A 13,794-nucleotide genomic window follows, 5' to 3' on the forward strand; every position below is an offset into this window, starting at 1 on the left:
CCTCGGGTCATCAAAACTCTTGGAAATTGTCGTCACGGAACCGCGCCCAACTCGTGCAGAGCGGCCTTGGCCGCAACGTATTCGTAATAGTCCCCAGGGCAATCGCTGGCAGCGACCCGGTAGAGCCGCAAGGCTTCGTCGTCATGGCGTTGCAGCCGATCGAGTTCGGCGATGAACAGGTTCGCCTCGCACGAATTGCCACGCTTCTTGGCCGGGTCGACGTCGTCGGCTGCCGCCAGCACCTCGGCCGGCGTTAGTTCTCCAAGCAGCATGCGAACCGCTGGCGCCGGCCATTTGGTCATGTCGAGCTTTTCAGTCGCTTCCTGCAAGTGGCTCACCGCACCGTTGCGCCGCTCGGTCATCTCCAGCCAGATCGCAAAATAGGCATTGTCGGGCTTGAGCATGGCCGCGTGTTCGAAATCGGCTTGCGCCTTGGCCAGCGCGCTCGAATAGAAGGAGAGAATGCCGCGGCCCAAATAGGCATAGGCATATTTCGGATCGAGGCTGATTGCCCGATCGTAGTCGGCGGTCGCGCGGGCGTAGTCGCCCTTTGCCGACCAGACAACGCCCCGGCCATTGTAAGCACGGGCGTCTTTCGGATCGAGGCTGATCGCCTTGTCGTAGTCGGCAAGGGCGCGGTCATTGTCGCCCTTCTTGTGCCAGATACGGCCTCGGTACCTGAAGGCTTTGGCATGTCCTGGATCGAGCACGATCGCCTGGCTGTAGTCGGCGATGGCGCGGTCATCGTCGCCCTTGTGTGCCCAGGCATTGCCTCTGTTGTCGTAGGCAGTTGGGTCTTTAGGATCGAGCGTGATCGCCTGGCTGAAGTCGGCGATGGCGCCGTCATAGTCGCCCTTGTCAGACCAGACGAGGCCCCGGTTGTACCAGGCATCAACGTTTTTTGGGTCGAGGCTGATTGCCTGCGTGTAGTCGGCGACAGCGCGGTCGTCGTCGCCCTTCTTCTTCCAGGCAATGCCACGGTTGTTGTAAGCGGTGGCGTCCTGGGGATCGAGGCCGATCGCTTGGTCATAATCCGCGATAGCGCGGTCGTAATCGCCCTTGTGTTTCCAGGCAACGCCTCGATTGTTGTAAGCACTAGCGTCCTGAGGATTGAGGCCGATCGCTTGGTCATAATCCGCAATGGCGCGGTCGTAGTCGCCCTTGCGTGCCCAGGCCACGCCTCTGTTGTAGTAGGTGCTGGCCTCTTTCAGACCTAGGCCGATTGCCTGATCGTAGTCGGCAAGGGCGCGATCATTATCGCCCTTGCGTGCCCAAGCGATGCCACGATCTCCATAAGTGTCGGCATGTTTCGGGTCGAGGCTGATCGCACGATCATAATCTACAATGGCGCGGTCATAGTCGCCCTTGCGTGTCCAAGCGATGCCACGATCTCCATAAGTGTCGGCATGTTTCGGCTCGAGGCTGATCGCACGATCATAGTCTGCAATCGCGCGGTCATAGTCGCCTTTTAGTACCCAGACAGCACCACGATTGCTGTAGGCTTTGGCGTCTTCCGCATTCAGACTGATCGCCTGTTCGTAGTCGGCGATGGCTCGGTCGTATTCGCCCTTCTGTTTCCAGGCAACGCCACGGTTGTTATAGGCTCCCGCATTTTTAGGATCGAGGCTGATTGCCTGGTCGTAGTCGGCGACGGCACGATCGTAGTCGCCCTTGTCTGCCCAGGCGTTACCCCGGTTGCTGTGGGCATCGGAATGCTTCGGATCGAGGCTGATGGCCTGATCATAGTCTGTAATGGCGCGGTCGTAGTCGCCCTTGTGCTCCCAGGCGACACCTCGGCTGTTGTACGCCTCGGGGTTTGTCGGGTCGAGGCTGATCACCTGGCCAAAATCGGCGATGGCGCGATCATTTTCGCCCTCTTCGACCATTGTGATGCCTCTGACATAGTAAGCACCAGCAAATGTCGAATCGAGGTCGATAGCCTGGCCCAAATCTGCAATCGCGCGGTCGTAGTCGCCTTGTGACGCCCGTGCCTCGCCGCGCTTGTAGTAGGCAGTCGCGCGGTTGGCCACAGGCTCCGTGGGATCCTCGATCATGCGCGTGCAGGCGGCGATCCGCGTGCTTGCCTCGACCTCGTCATCGCTGACACAGTCGCTGCTGGCGGACAAGGCCGGGAGCGCCGAGACCAGTATCGCGACGAGGCAAACGAGGAATTGCGGGACTGCCCCGTCCCTTTGTCGAACCCGTCCGATCAATTCGCCCCCCATCGCGGCAAGTCCAGCTGCATTGTATTCAACGAAATCCGCGAGACAATCGCTAACGAGCTCACCCTGCAAGAAACGGGTGGTCCGCGCGCGCCGTTTCACCCATCTCAATGACAGAGAAGCCACAGGAGGCGGAGCCATGACAATCCATTCGATAGGCGCGAAAGCGGCGGTCAAATCGGCTGAGGTGCGCGTTGCCGGATATGACTGGCGGACGCTGGCCGATGAACTGAGCGGCTATGGCTGCGCAGTGATGGAAAAGCTGCTGACGCCGCAGGAGTGCCGGCAGATCGCCGGGCTCTATCCGGACGAGAGCCATTTCCGCAGCCATGTCCAGATGGCACGGCATGGTTTCGGCAAGGGCGAGTACCGCTATTTCCGCTATCCCTTGCCCGATCTGATCGGCGGCTTGCGCACCGCGCTCTATCCGCGCCTCGCTGCGGTCGCCAACGACTGGAACGCGCGCATGGGTATCGCGCAGCGCTATCCCGACGAACACGCCGCGTTCCTCAGGCAATGCCACGAGCAGGGCCAGACGCGGCCGACGCCGCTCTTGCTGCAATATGTCCCGGGCGACTTCAACTGCCTGCACCAGGATCTCTACGGCGATCTTGCCTTCCCGCTGCAGGTGGCGATCCTGTTGTCCGAATCGGGCAAGCATTTCACCGGCGGCGAGTTCGTGCTGACCGAGCAGCGTCCGCGCATGCAAAGCCGCGTCGAGGTGGTGCCGCTGCGCCAGGGCGATGCCGTCGCCTTCGCGGTCCACAATCGTCCGGTCCAGGGCACACGAGGCAATTACCGGGTCAATCTCAGGCACGGCGTCAGCCGGCTTCGCTCCGGCATGCGCCACACTGTCGGTATTATCTTCCACGACGCCAAGTAACCGAGCCGCCCGGTCGAGGCCCGGCGGCGGTTACCTGGAAAAATCGCTGCGGACGATGCCGTGGCGCTGGAGCTTGTCGTAGAAGGTCTTGCGCGGAATCCCCAACGCTTCGATCGTGCGCCTGACGTCGCCCTCGTTGCGGCCAAGCGTCTCGCGGATGATGTCGGCCTCGTAGCGCTCCAGCCGCTCCGGTAGCTTCATGGCGGTGTTCGATTGGGTCGGGGCAGGGGCTTCGGCGCCTTCCTCCAATCCAAGCACGAACCGCTCGGCGAAATGCGCCAGTTCGCGCACATTGCCCGGCCAGTCATGGTCGCTGAGATGGCGATGCACCGTCGCCGGCACTGCCGGCACCTGGCGGTGGAAGCGGGCGGCGGCGCGCTCGGCGAAATAGAAGAACAGCAGGGCTACGTCGTCGCGGCGCTCGCGCAGCGGCGGAATCGAGATCGTCACGACGTTGAGCCGGTAGTAGAGGTCCTCACGGAAAGCGCCGCGCTGGCGCGGATCGCCGAGGTCGACCTTGGCGGCGGCGACGACGCGCAGATCCACCGGCCGCACCTCGTTGGTGCCGAGCGGGGTGACCTCGCGCATCTCCAGCACACGCAGCATCTGCACCTGTGTCGAGACCGGCATGCTTTCGATCTCGTCGAGGAACAGCGTGCCGCCGCTGGCATGCTCGATGCGGCCGATCCGTTTCTTCTGCGCGCCGGTGAAGGCGCCGGCCTCATGGCCGAACAACTCGCTCTCGATGACGGTCTCCGGCAGCGTGCCGCAATTCAGCGCGACGAAATTGCCCTTGGCGCGGCGGCTCCAGCGATGCAGAAGGCTTGCCACCACTTCCTTGCCGGAGCCGGTCTCGCCGGTGACCAGTACATCGACGTCGGTGTCGGCGATCTGGCGCAGTGTGCGGCGCAGCCTGTCCATCGCCGGCGTCTGACCGATCAGCGGCAGGCCGTCCTGCGCCTCTCCGGCCGCCTCGCGCAAGGCGCGGTTCTCCATCACCAGGCGGCGCTTTTCAGCCGCGCGGCGCACGCTCTGCACCAGCCGGTCGGCGGCGAAAGGCTTTGTGATGAAGTCGTAGGCGCCGTCCTTGATCGCCTTGACGGCCATGGCGATGTCGCCGTGGCCGGTGATGAGGATGACGGGAATGTCGGCATCCAGCCGTAGGATGCGGTTGAAAAGCTGCAAGCCGTCGATCTGAGGCATGCGGATATCGGACACCACGACGCCGGCAAAACCGGCGTCGAGCCTGGCCAGCGCCTCGGCGGCCACCGCAAAGGCCGAGACCGAGAAGCCGGCAAGCTCCAGCGTCTGCGCGGTGGCCTTGAGGAGATCGCGGTCGTCGTCGATCAGGATCACCGGCGCGGCATTGTCGTTCGTCATGATGGCTTACGCTGCTGTCTGGAGATGAATGGTGAAGCGGGTTCCGCTGTCGTCGCTCGAAACTTCGATACGGCCGCCATAATCGGCGACGATGTCCTTCGAGATGACGAGGCCAAGGCCAAGGCCTTTTTCCTTGGAGGTGTTGAACGGCGTGAACAGCGATTTGAGGATCCCTGGCGGAATGCCGGGTCCGTTATCGGACACGCCGACCGTGACGCCGTCCGCGGTCTCTTCGACCGAAACCTGCACATGAGCGTCGTCGCGGCCGTCGAGCGCCTCCAGTGCGTTCTGGAAGAGGTTGATCAGCACCTGTTCGAGCCGGACCCGATTGCCCATGACCTTGAGGCTCGGCGGCGGCAGGTCGATGGCCAATGCGTCGAGCCGGCCGGCAAAGCGGCTCCTCAACAGCACGACCGCGCCCTCGATGACACCACGCAATTCGACAGGCTCGGCGGCGGTGCGGCCCTTGCGGGCAAATGCCTTCAACTCCTCGGTGATTGAGCCGATACGTTCGGTAAGGGCTGCGATAGCGCCGAGGTTTTCCTCGGCCGGCCCGGTCTGCTTGCGGTCGAGGAAGGTGCGGGCATTGTCGGCATAGGCGCGTATGGTGGCGACCGGCTGGTTGATCTCATGGGCGACACCGGCGGCGACCTGGCCGAGGATGGCGAGGCGGTTGGCCTGGACCAGATCCTGCTGCACGATTTGGAGCTTGGCTTCCGTGCTGCGGTGGTCTGATATCTCGGCCTGCAGCCGGTCGCGGGCGCGGCTCAAATCCTCGGTCCGTTCGACGACGCGGCGTTCGAGCTCGATGCGGGCCGCCTGTTCGGCGGCAATCCGCATCTGCGCCGACTGCCGGCGCCACAACAGATAGGCGGCAAGGCCGAGCAGCGGGACGACGACGCCGAGCGCAAGAAGCCGCATTTCGCGGACGGCGGCGGCGATCGGCCCTTCGACCGGGATGAGATAGTCGAGCCGCCAGGGGGTCGAAGGAACCGGCGTGGAAAGGCTGAGATACTCCGCGTCGCTGCCGCCGGGCGTCACCGCGTGAACAATCGACACATCCGGGCTGAGCGCCTGCGGGTGCATGATCGGCAACGGCACAAGCGGCGCGTCGCCGAACTGTTGGCTGTCGCGAATTGCGGCCTGCTCAGGTGCGGCCAGCGGCGCGGTTGTCATGAAGCGCCAGGACGGCACGCTGGTGATCAGGACGACGCCATTCTCGTCGCTGACATAGGCCGGGCGGTTCGCCTCGCGCCAGTCGGCTTCGAGCTGGTCGAACTCCATCTTGACGACGACGACACCGAGCGGTGCGGCTGCATCGCCGACGCGGCGCGAAATGTAGAGGCCGGGACGCTTGCTGACATTGCCGAGTGCAAAATATTCGGCGGTTCCGGCCTGCATCGCGCCGGAGAAATAATCGCGAAAACGGTAGTCATTGCCGACGAAGCTGATCGGCTCGCGCCAGTTGCTGGAGGCGATCGCCAGTCCGTCGGTGCCGATGACATAGAGTACCGACGCCTTGGTGCCGGAGACCAGCCCCTCGAGCTTGCGGTTCAGCACATCGATTGCCGCGGCATTTTTTTGCGACAGCGCGTCGCGCACTTGCTGGTCTGCGGACAGAAGCAGGGGCAGGGCGCGCGGGCTTTCGAGCACGGCGCGCAGCAGCGCGACCTTCAGATTGGCGTCGGTACGCCCCTGCGCCGCCAGGGTCCCGATCTCGGCGGTGCGGCCGTAAAGGCCGGCGCCATAGAGCGCTGCCGTGACGATCAGCAGGGCGACGGCCGCAAACAGCAGCCAGGCTCGGCGCGCCCGCCTGGCGAGTTGCTCGGGGGTCGAAGACAAGGCACCGGCGGGGCGTTGCAGCATCGCCCATTTGTGCATGAATTCGCACAAAGCACAATTCGACCTATGCGGAGATTCGCACTTGCCCATGCGTCCCGCACTGCAGTCGTTTGCGAATGCTCAACAAAATCAATGATGAAAAGCTCTTCTGCGTATCTGGCACAGCTGTTGCAAACACGAATTCAGCAGTCGCGAGGCTGCTGGTCAAAACAACTGCCCCGGGGAGTCGAGCTTTCGATCGGGGCGCCATGGAGGACGTCATGCAGACAACAATCGCTGCCACCGAGCCGCGCGGCAAAGTACCCTTATACCGGCATCTTTATGTGCAGGTGCTGGCGGCGATCGCCGCCGGCGTGCTGCTCGGCCATTTCTATCCCGAAACCGGCGAGGCGATGAAGCCGTTCGGCGACGCCTTCATCAAACTGGTGAAGATGGTGATCGCGCCGGTGATCTTCCTGACGGTGACGACCGGTATCGCCGGCGTTTCCGACCTGCAGAAGGTCGGCCGCGTCGCCGGCAAGGCGATGATCTATTTCCTGGTGTTCTCGACGCTGGCGCTGGTCGTCGGCCTGGTCGTCTCCAATGTCGTCCAGCCCGGCGCCGGCATGCATATCAATCCGGCGACGCTCGATACCACCAAGGTGGCCGCCTATGCCGAGAAGGCGCACGACACAACCATCGTCGGCTTCCTGATGAACATCATCCCCGACACCATCACCGGCGCCTTCGCACAGGGCGACATCCTACAGGTGCTGTTCTTCTCGGTGCTGTTCGGCGTCGCCCTGGCGCTGGTCGGCGATCGCGGCCGTCCGGTCGTCGATTTCCTGCAGGCGCTGACCACGCCGATCTTCCGCCTGGTCGCCATCCTGATGAAGGCCGCGCCGATCGGCGCGTTTGGCGCCATGGCCTTCACCATCGGCAAATACGGCATCGGCTCGATCGCCAACCTCGCCATGCTGATCGGCACGTTCTACCTGACCGCGCTGCTGTTCGTGCTGGTGGTGCTCGGCGCGGTCGCCCGCTACAATGGCTTCTCGATCCTGGCGCTGATCCGCTATATCAAGGAAGAGCTGCTGCTGGTGCTCGGCACCTCGTCCTCGGAAGCGGCATTGCCGGGTCTCATGGCCAAGATGGAGCGCGCCGGCTGCAACCGCTCGGTGGTCGGCCTGGTCATCCCGACCGGCTATTCCTTCAATCTAGACGGCACCAACATCTATATGACGCTGGCGGCGCTGTTCATCGCGCAGGCGACCGACACGCCGCTCACCTACGGCGACCAGATCCTGCTGCTCGCCGTCGCCATGCTGAGCTCCAAGGGTGCCGCCGGCATCACCGGCGCCGGCTTCATCACCCTGGCGGCGACGCTCTCGGTCGTACCCACCGTACCGGTCGCCGGCATGGCGCTGATCCTCGGCGTCGACCGCTTCATGTCGGAATGCCGGGCGCTGACCAATTTCATCGGCAATGCCGTGGCGACAGTGGTGGTGGCGCGCTGGGAGGGGGAACTCGACCAGACGAAGTTTGCCGCCGCCATGGCCGGCGACTTGCCGGAGGAAGTCGACCTGTCGCTGCCGGGTTTGCAGGCCGCCTGACTGTTTAGGCCACATGACTATAAGCCCGGAGGCGGTTCGCCGGCTCCGGGCAAAAGCACCGGCGGTCGTGGCATGCCGCCTGAAACGCAACCTGAAGTGGCTCTGTTTTCGACGCGGGGCTTGTTCCAGCCGCATTTGAAGGCCAGTATCCGCCATGCCTTCATGGCACCGTCCGCTTCGCTCCCGACCTGATCGCGAGGCGAGACATTTCCGTCGGGCTCGGTTGCATCTCATCCTTGCCGAAATCGTCGGAGCTTTTGCTGCCGCCGACCCCTGACCATGGCAGCAGCCTCGAAGGCAATGGCGGCCTCAGTACGAAGTCGCAAAGCGAAACGTGACCGGTCTCCTCGTGGAAAGCGCAGGCTTTCTCCCAGGGAACTCGTTGCGCGCCAAGAGGGGCGCTTGAAGAGGGGCAGGCCCATGAGCGGGCCTTTGCCGAACCAAAGCAAGATGCGAGGTCAAACGCGATGCAGTCTGTCCAAAACAGGATTCCGGTATCCATCATCATCCCGAACTACAACTATGCGCGGTTCCTCAAACGCAGCATCGACAGCGCCCTCGAGCAGGACTACGCGGATGTTGAAGTCATCGTCGTCGACGATGCATCGCAGGACAATTCCACGACAATCATGGAATCGTATCGCGACGAGATCCTCGCATGCCCGCGAGCGCAAAATGGCGGACACGCGGCGGCGTTTAACACCGGCTTTGCGGCGAGTTCGGGCAAGATCGTCCTGTTCCTCGACGCCGACGATTATCTCTATCCGACCGCCGTCTCCACCATTGTCGACACCTGGGACGAGGCAACCGCCCAGGTGCAGTCCAGACTGCATATCGTCGACGAGGGGCAACGCATCAAGGATGTCTTTCCGCCGCCCGAACTGCCCTTCGACAGTGGCGACGTCATGCCGAAACTTCTGCACAAAGGCCGCTATCAGACCACCGTGACCAGCGGGCTCGCCTTTGACCGTGCAACCCTGGAATCGATCATGCCGATACCGGAGCCGGAGTTCCGCCAGGGCGCCGACGGCTATCTGGCAACGCTGGCGCCGATGTACGGGCATGTCCAATCGATCGACGAATGCCTCGGCGCCTACCGGATCCATGGCGCCAACCATTCGGTCTTCGGTGAAAAGCTCGCCGAGCGGGCACGCTGGCGGGTAACCCACGATTTCCGCCGCATGCAGGCGCTGTCGGACCAGGCCTCCGGGATCGGCCTGACCATCGTGCCCTCGGATGCCGTGCGCCACGATCCGGTCCACCTGGAAGAGCGGCTGGCGTCGCTTTGCGCCGACAGAGACCGACACCCTGTGGCCGACGATTCCCGGCTGGCGCTCGGGGCGGCTGGCGCCGTCGCCAGCCTTGAAATGACCGCGTCACTGCGGCGGCGCGCCATCCTTGCCGCGTGGTTCCTGTCGGTCGGGGTGTTGCCGCGGAAAATGGCGACCGCGGTCCTGTCGTGGAAGCTTGACGCGTCGTCGAGGCCGGCATTTTTGAGCCGCCTGTCCAAGACCATCCGCCATGCGATGGGTTAGTGGCGATCACGGCCCCTGCTGCCGGGATCGACCCTCCGGTTCGACGGCTCGCTCGACCAGGACATGCGCCTCCCGCGCGGCCTCGATGAACGCGTCCCTGGCGGCTTCGGTCCAGCGGTCGTCGCTCATGGCGCGGCGGCATGTGCGCAGTGCCAAGCCGTGTTTGGCGCTGCCGGCGTCGCGCCAATGGGCCTCCAGCAATTCGACAGCCTGCCGTGCGTTGGAAATGTTGCGGATATCTCCCACGATGCCGACCGCAACCGCAACCGGCTTGGAAAACCATCCTTGGTTCATGGCGAAGCCTTCGACGTGTTGAACTACCTATAACGAAAATCGTAGCGCAAGGTTTCATTCGCGCCAGTCACCACGGCGTGAGGCCGCCCTCACTGCGCCTCGCGCAGCCTGACCACGACGCTGCGCGCCACAAGCACCAGCACCGTAATGACGATCAGGATCACCGAGAGTGCGGCGATCGCCGGGTCGATGTTGTCGCGCAGGCCCATCCACATCAAGCGCGGCAGCGTGATGGCGTTGACCGATGTGATGAACAGGGTGACGCCGATCTCTTCCCAGGACAGCACAAAGGAGAGCAGTGCCGCGGTGACGATGCCGAACTTGATGTTGGGCATGATGATGCGGGTGGCGCGTTCCCACACGGTCGCGCCGAGGCCGCGGGCAGCGAGGTCGATGCGGCGGTCGAGTTGGCTGAGCGATACCAGGATCAGCACCGTGGCAAAGGGCACAGTCATCACCGCATGCGCCATGGCGACACCGAGCCAGGTGTCATAGCCGAAGAACGACGAGAACCCCGAAATCGAGGTCAGCAGGAAATAGAGCGTGATTGCCGATACCACCGGCGGCACCACCATCGGCAGCAGCACGAAGCCGACCAATGCTGCCGTGAAGCGCGGCTGGAACATCCAGACGCCGAGGCTGAAGCAGAGTGCCAGCACCGTGGAAAAGGCGCTGCTGACGACGCCGATCCTGATCGAGAGCAGGATCGAATTGATCCAGCGCGGATCCTCGATCAGCGCCCGGTAATGGCGCAGCGACAGTTCGCCGGATGGCATCGCCAGCATGCGGCTCGGCGTCAGCGACACCGGAATGACGGCGAGCAGCGGCAGCAGCAGGAACAGCGCGACCAGGGCGGCGAGGATCAGCGAGATGGGACCGGGGCGGTAGGTCGGCATCGCGCTACACCAGTTGCTTTGGCCTGATATAGCGGAACAGCAGCGCCATCAGCGCGCCGACGAACAGCACCAGCACCACGCTGATCGCAGCACCCAGGCCCCAGTCCGGGCTCTGGAAGATGCGGAGATAGATCAGCTCGGCGATCATCACGCTGCGGCCACCGCCGAGGATCGCCGGCGTGACGAAGAAGCCCAGCGAAAAGACGAAGACGATCAGCGCCGAGCCGATGATGCCGGAGCGGGTCATCGGCACGAACACCGACCAGAAGGTGCGCATGCGGCTGGAGCCGAGGCCGCGCGCCGCCAGCAGCACACGGTCGTCGAGGCTGCGCATCGAAGAGGCCAGCGGAAACACCGCGAAGGGGATGAGGAAATGCGTCATGCCAACGATGACGCCAAACTCGTTGCGCACCAGCGCCAGCGGCTCCGAGATGAAGCCGACCGCCTGCAGCCAGGTGTTGATCAGGCCGCGATTGGACAAAAGCGCCACCCAGCCGAAGGCGCGCGTCAGCACAGAGATCCAGAACGGCACCAGGATGCAGAATTCGGCCACGACACGCTGCACGGGCGTGCCGCGCACCCAGACAACGGTGATGGCGTAGGCGGCGGCAACTGAAACGATCGTCACGATCGCCGCGATGCGCAGCGTGCGGATGAAGACCGACTGCACCAACTGATCCGTGAGCAGCGCATTGTACTGCCCCAGCCCCGGCGTGGGCAGCGTAAAACTCCATTTGACCACGCCAAGGAATGGCCAGGCGTAGGCCAGCACAAGAAAGAGGAGCAGCGGCGCCATCAACAGCGCCGCGCCCATCCTGTCGGAGAGGTATGCTCTCATCCGGTTATCCCGGCTTGTCAGGCGGAGATGATCTTCGTGTATTCGTCGAGTGCCGCCCCGTAGTTCTTGGCGTACCAATCCATGTCGAGCGGGATCTGCTTCTTCATGTTCTCGGGATCGACGGGGTTGATGCGCTTCTTGTCGGCAGGGATCAGCGCGTCGGCGGCCGGATTGGCCGGACCCTGGCCGAGCTTCTCGAACATGATGAGTTCCTTCTCCGGGTCCTGCGTGCTGGCGATGAACTTCATCGCCGCGTCCTTGCCGCCGGGATTGCCTTTGAGCACGGCGAGCGCGCCGGGCGAGATCAGGCCCTGGTCCCAGATGAACTTGATCTTGCCGCCGGAATCCTGCTCGATAAGCGAAGCCCGGGTCGACCAGACGATCGCCATCGAGGCCTCGCCATTGAGCAGCACGCTCTGGCTTTCGGCGCCGCCACCCCAATAGGCGACGACGTTCTCCTTGAAGGCAGCGATCTTGTCATGCGCGCGCTTCAGGTCAAGCGGATAGAGCGAGGCCGGCGCGATGCCGTCGGCAAGCAGTGCCGCTTCCCAGCTCGACACGCCCCATTTGTAGAGCGAGCGCTTGCCGGGGAATTTTGCCACGTCGAAGAAGTCGGCCATGCCGGTCGGTGCCTGGCTGCCGTATTTCTCGGCATCGTAGGCGATGACATAGGAGAAGAAATAGGTCGAGGCTGCGTATTCCCAGCCGAATCCCGGCCGCATCTTCTTCTTGTCGACGATCGAATAATCGATCGGTTCGAGCATGCCTTGCGCGCCAAGCGTGATCGCCGAGAACGGATCGACGTCGACCAGGTCCCAGGTCGGCGCGCCGCTCTTGAACTGCGCCGCGATCGCGCCTTCCGTCGGGCCGGAGCCGTCCATCTTGACGGTGATGCCGGTCTCCTTGGTGAAGGCCTGGCCGTAAGCGGCGTCGTAGGCGGTGATGGCGTCGCCGCCCCAGTTGACCAGCACCAGTTCTTTCGCCGCGGCAGAGGCGCCGGTCGAGCGCAGCAGCATCGGCGTGCCGGCCAGCACCAGCGCTGCCAGCTGCGTGAACTGCCGGCGCGAGATCTCGCCGCGCACTGCCCTGGCGGACAGCGCCTCGATGGAATTTTTCTTGGTTTGGTTTGTCATGTCAGTTCCCCTTTTTTGTCGTTGATATTTCCTGAAAGTCAGCTTGGCGACTTCGCCACGCCGATGGTCATTGTCCTCCGTTCGGAAGGAGGAAGCCTTTCTCCGCCGGCCAGGTCAGCCAGACGGAATTGCCCTTGCTGAGCGCGGAGGCGGCGACCTCGTTCGGCACCGACACCGTCACCTTGGCGCCCTGGCGCGTCGTCAGATCGAGCCGCGTCGCAGCGCCAAGATAGGTCGAGGCAACGGCAGTGGCGGCAATGCCGTTCTCGCCCGCGGCCGCTTCCGGCGCGATCGACATGTATTCGGGCCGGATCGCCAGGATGGCGTCGCCACGGACCTTCTCGGCCTTGCAGCGCATGCTGATCGCGCGGTCTTCGCAGAGGCCGGTCGAGCCATTGTCGGCCGGGCGCACGCCCTTCAGCGGCAGCATGTTGATCTCACCTAGGAACTCGGCGACGAAGCGGTTGTCCGGCCGGTCGTAGACCTCGTCCGGCGCGCCGACCTGCAGCAATTTTCCATGATTGAAGATGGCGACGCGCGACGACAATGCCAGCGCCTCGCTCTGGTCATGGGTGACGAAGACGAAGGTGGTGCCGGTCTCCTGGTGCAGCCGCTTCATCTCGGCCTGCATCTGGCCGCGCAGGCCCTTGTCGAGCGCCGAAAACGGCTCGTCGAGCAAAAGCACACCAGGCTCGAACACCAGCGCCCGCGCCAGCGCGACCCGCTGCTGCTGGCCGCCGGACAATTGCGACGGCAGTTTCTTCTCGTGGCCCTTAAGCCCGACGCGCTCGATCATCTCGCCGACGCGGCGCTTGATCTCAGCCGCCGATTTCTTGCGCACCTTGAGCGGGAAGGCGATGTTGGCCTCGACGCTCATATGCGGGAACAGCGCGTAGCCCTGGAACACCATGCCGGCGGCGCGCTGCTCGGCCGGCCGCTCGGTGATGTCGACGCCGTCGCTGTAAAGGCGACCGTCGGTCGGCTGAATGAAGCCGGCAAGGATCATCAGGAAGGTAGTCTTGCCGGAACCGGAGGGGCCGAGCAGGGTGAGGAACTCGCCACGGCCGATATCGAGCGTCAGATCGTCCAGCGCACGGAACGAGCCGAAGCTCTTGCCGATCCCGATTGCCTTGATCTCTGCGGCCCGGCCGGGTTGCTGCATCCTGCCCTTTCCTTAGC

Annotated in this window: 11 protein-coding genes; 3 read left to right on the plus strand and 8 right to left on the minus strand. The window is 63.7% G+C overall.

Going from position 1 to position 13,794, the window contains the following annotated elements; translation table 11 throughout:
* Positions 1-32 precede the first annotated feature (32 nt).
* The gene (locus tag NKH21_RS24615; RefSeq protein WP_352661717.1) at positions 33-2,126 is read right to left on the minus strand and encodes a tetratricopeptide repeat protein; all 2,094 of its coding nucleotides are present in this window, start codon (positions 2,124-2,126) and stop codon (positions 33-35) included.
* Between the two features lie 235 nt (positions 2,127-2,361).
* Between NKH21_RS24615 and NKH21_RS24620 the strand changes: the two genes are divergently transcribed.
* On the plus strand, positions 2,362-3,105 hold the full coding sequence (locus NKH21_RS24620) for a 2OG-Fe(II) oxygenase (protein WP_352661714.1): 744 nt from the start codon (positions 2,362-2,364) through the stop codon (positions 3,103-3,105).
* Between the two features lie 30 nt (positions 3,106-3,135).
* Here the strand turns inward: NKH21_RS24620 and NKH21_RS24625 are convergent, their stop codons facing one another.
* On the minus strand, positions 3,136-4,485 hold the full coding sequence (locus NKH21_RS24625) for a sigma-54-dependent transcriptional regulator (RefSeq protein ID WP_352661711.1): 1,350 nt from the start codon (positions 4,483-4,485) through the stop codon (positions 3,136-3,138).
* A gap of 6 nt (positions 4,486-4,491) precedes the next feature.
* Positions 4,492-6,351 (minus strand): sensor histidine kinase, encoded by a 1,860-nt coding sequence (locus tag NKH21_RS24630; protein WP_352661708.1) that lies wholly within the window; start codon positions 6,349-6,351, stop codon positions 4,492-4,494.
* Between the two features lie 236 nt (positions 6,352-6,587).
* Here NKH21_RS24630 and NKH21_RS24635 point away from each other — a divergent pair, with 236 nt between their 5' ends.
* Both NKH21_RS24635 and NKH21_RS24640 read left to right on the plus strand, forming a co-directional pair.
* Complete coding sequence (locus tag NKH21_RS24635) at positions 6,588-7,919, plus strand: dicarboxylate/amino acid:cation symporter (protein ID WP_352661705.1); 1,332 nt, start codon at positions 6,588-6,590, stop codon at positions 7,917-7,919.
* A 467-nt stretch (positions 7,920-8,386) separates the two neighbouring features.
* Entirely contained in the window at positions 8,387-9,454 is a 1,068-nt protein-coding gene (locus NKH21_RS24640) for a glycosyltransferase family 2 protein (RefSeq protein WP_352661702.1), read from the plus strand.
* A gap of 6 nt (positions 9,455-9,460) precedes the next feature.
* Here the strand turns inward: NKH21_RS24640 and NKH21_RS24645 are convergent, their stop codons facing one another.
* The 5 genes from NKH21_RS24645 to NKH21_RS24665 all read right to left on the minus strand — a co-directional run bounded on the left by NKH21_RS24645 (position 9,461) and on the right by NKH21_RS24665 (position 13,777).
* Positions 9,461-9,748: a DUF982 domain-containing protein gene (locus NKH21_RS24645; RefSeq protein WP_352649646.1), complete on the minus strand. Its 288-nt coding sequence runs from the start codon at positions 9,746-9,748 to the stop codon at positions 9,461-9,463.
* An 89-nt stretch (positions 9,749-9,837) separates the two neighbouring features.
* Positions 9,838-10,644 (minus strand): ABC transporter permease, encoded by an 807-nt coding sequence (locus tag NKH21_RS24650; RefSeq protein ID WP_352661699.1) that lies wholly within the window; start codon positions 10,642-10,644, stop codon positions 9,838-9,840.
* A 4-nt stretch (positions 10,645-10,648) separates the two neighbouring features.
* Entirely contained in the window at positions 10,649-11,482 is an 834-nt protein-coding gene (locus NKH21_RS24655; RefSeq protein WP_031194462.1) for an ABC transporter permease, read from the minus strand.
* A 17-nt stretch (positions 11,483-11,499) separates the two neighbouring features.
* On the minus strand, positions 11,500-12,615 hold the full coding sequence (locus NKH21_RS24660; protein ID WP_352661696.1) for an ABC transporter substrate-binding protein: 1,116 nt from the start codon (positions 12,613-12,615) through the stop codon (positions 11,500-11,502).
* A gap of 67 nt (positions 12,616-12,682) precedes the next feature.
* Positions 12,683-13,777: an ABC transporter ATP-binding protein gene (locus NKH21_RS24665; RefSeq protein WP_352661693.1), complete on the minus strand. Its 1,095-nt coding sequence runs from the start codon at positions 13,775-13,777 to the stop codon at positions 12,683-12,685.
* Between the last annotated feature and the right edge of the window lie 17 nt (positions 13,778-13,794).

The organism is Mesorhizobium sp. M1329 (assembly GCF_040318035.1).
GTDB lineage: Bacteria > Pseudomonadota > Alphaproteobacteria > Rhizobiales > Rhizobiaceae > Mesorhizobium.

Bases quoted from the DNA above. Each gene is read 5' to 3' on its own strand.
- NKH21_RS24620 (WP_352661714.1), top strand. From the start codon at position 2,362: ATGACAATCCATTCGATAGGCGCGAAAGCGGCGGTCAAATCGGCTGAG.
- NKH21_RS24625 (WP_352661711.1), bottom strand. From the start codon at position 4,485: ATGACGAACGACAATGCCGCGCCGGTGATCCTGATCGACGACGACCGC.
- NKH21_RS24630 (WP_352661708.1), bottom strand. From the start codon at position 6,351: ATGCTGCAACGCCCCGCCGGTGCCTTGTCTTCGACCCCCGAGCAACTC.
- NKH21_RS24635 (WP_352661705.1), top strand. From the start codon at position 6,588: ATGCAGACAACAATCGCTGCCACCGAGCCGCGCGGCAAAGTACCCTTA.
- NKH21_RS24640 (WP_352661702.1), top strand. From the start codon at position 8,387: ATGCAGTCTGTCCAAAACAGGATTCCGGTATCCATCATCATCCCGAAC.
- NKH21_RS24645 (WP_352649646.1), bottom strand. From the start codon at position 9,748: ATGAACCAAGGATGGTTTTCCAAGCCGGTTGCGGTTGCGGTCGGCATC.
- NKH21_RS24650 (WP_352661699.1), bottom strand. From the start codon at position 10,644: ATGCCGACCTACCGCCCCGGTCCCATCTCGCTGATCCTCGCCGCCCTG.
- NKH21_RS24655 (WP_031194462.1), bottom strand. From the start codon at position 11,482: ATGAGAGCATACCTCTCCGACAGGATGGGCGCGGCGCTGTTGATGGCG.
- NKH21_RS24660 (WP_352661696.1), bottom strand. From the start codon at position 12,615: ATGACAAACCAAACCAAGAAAAATTCCATCGAGGCGCTGTCCGCCAGG.
- NKH21_RS24665 (WP_352661693.1), bottom strand. From the start codon at position 13,777: ATGCAGCAACCCGGCCGGGCCGCAGAGATCAAGGCAATCGGGATCGGC.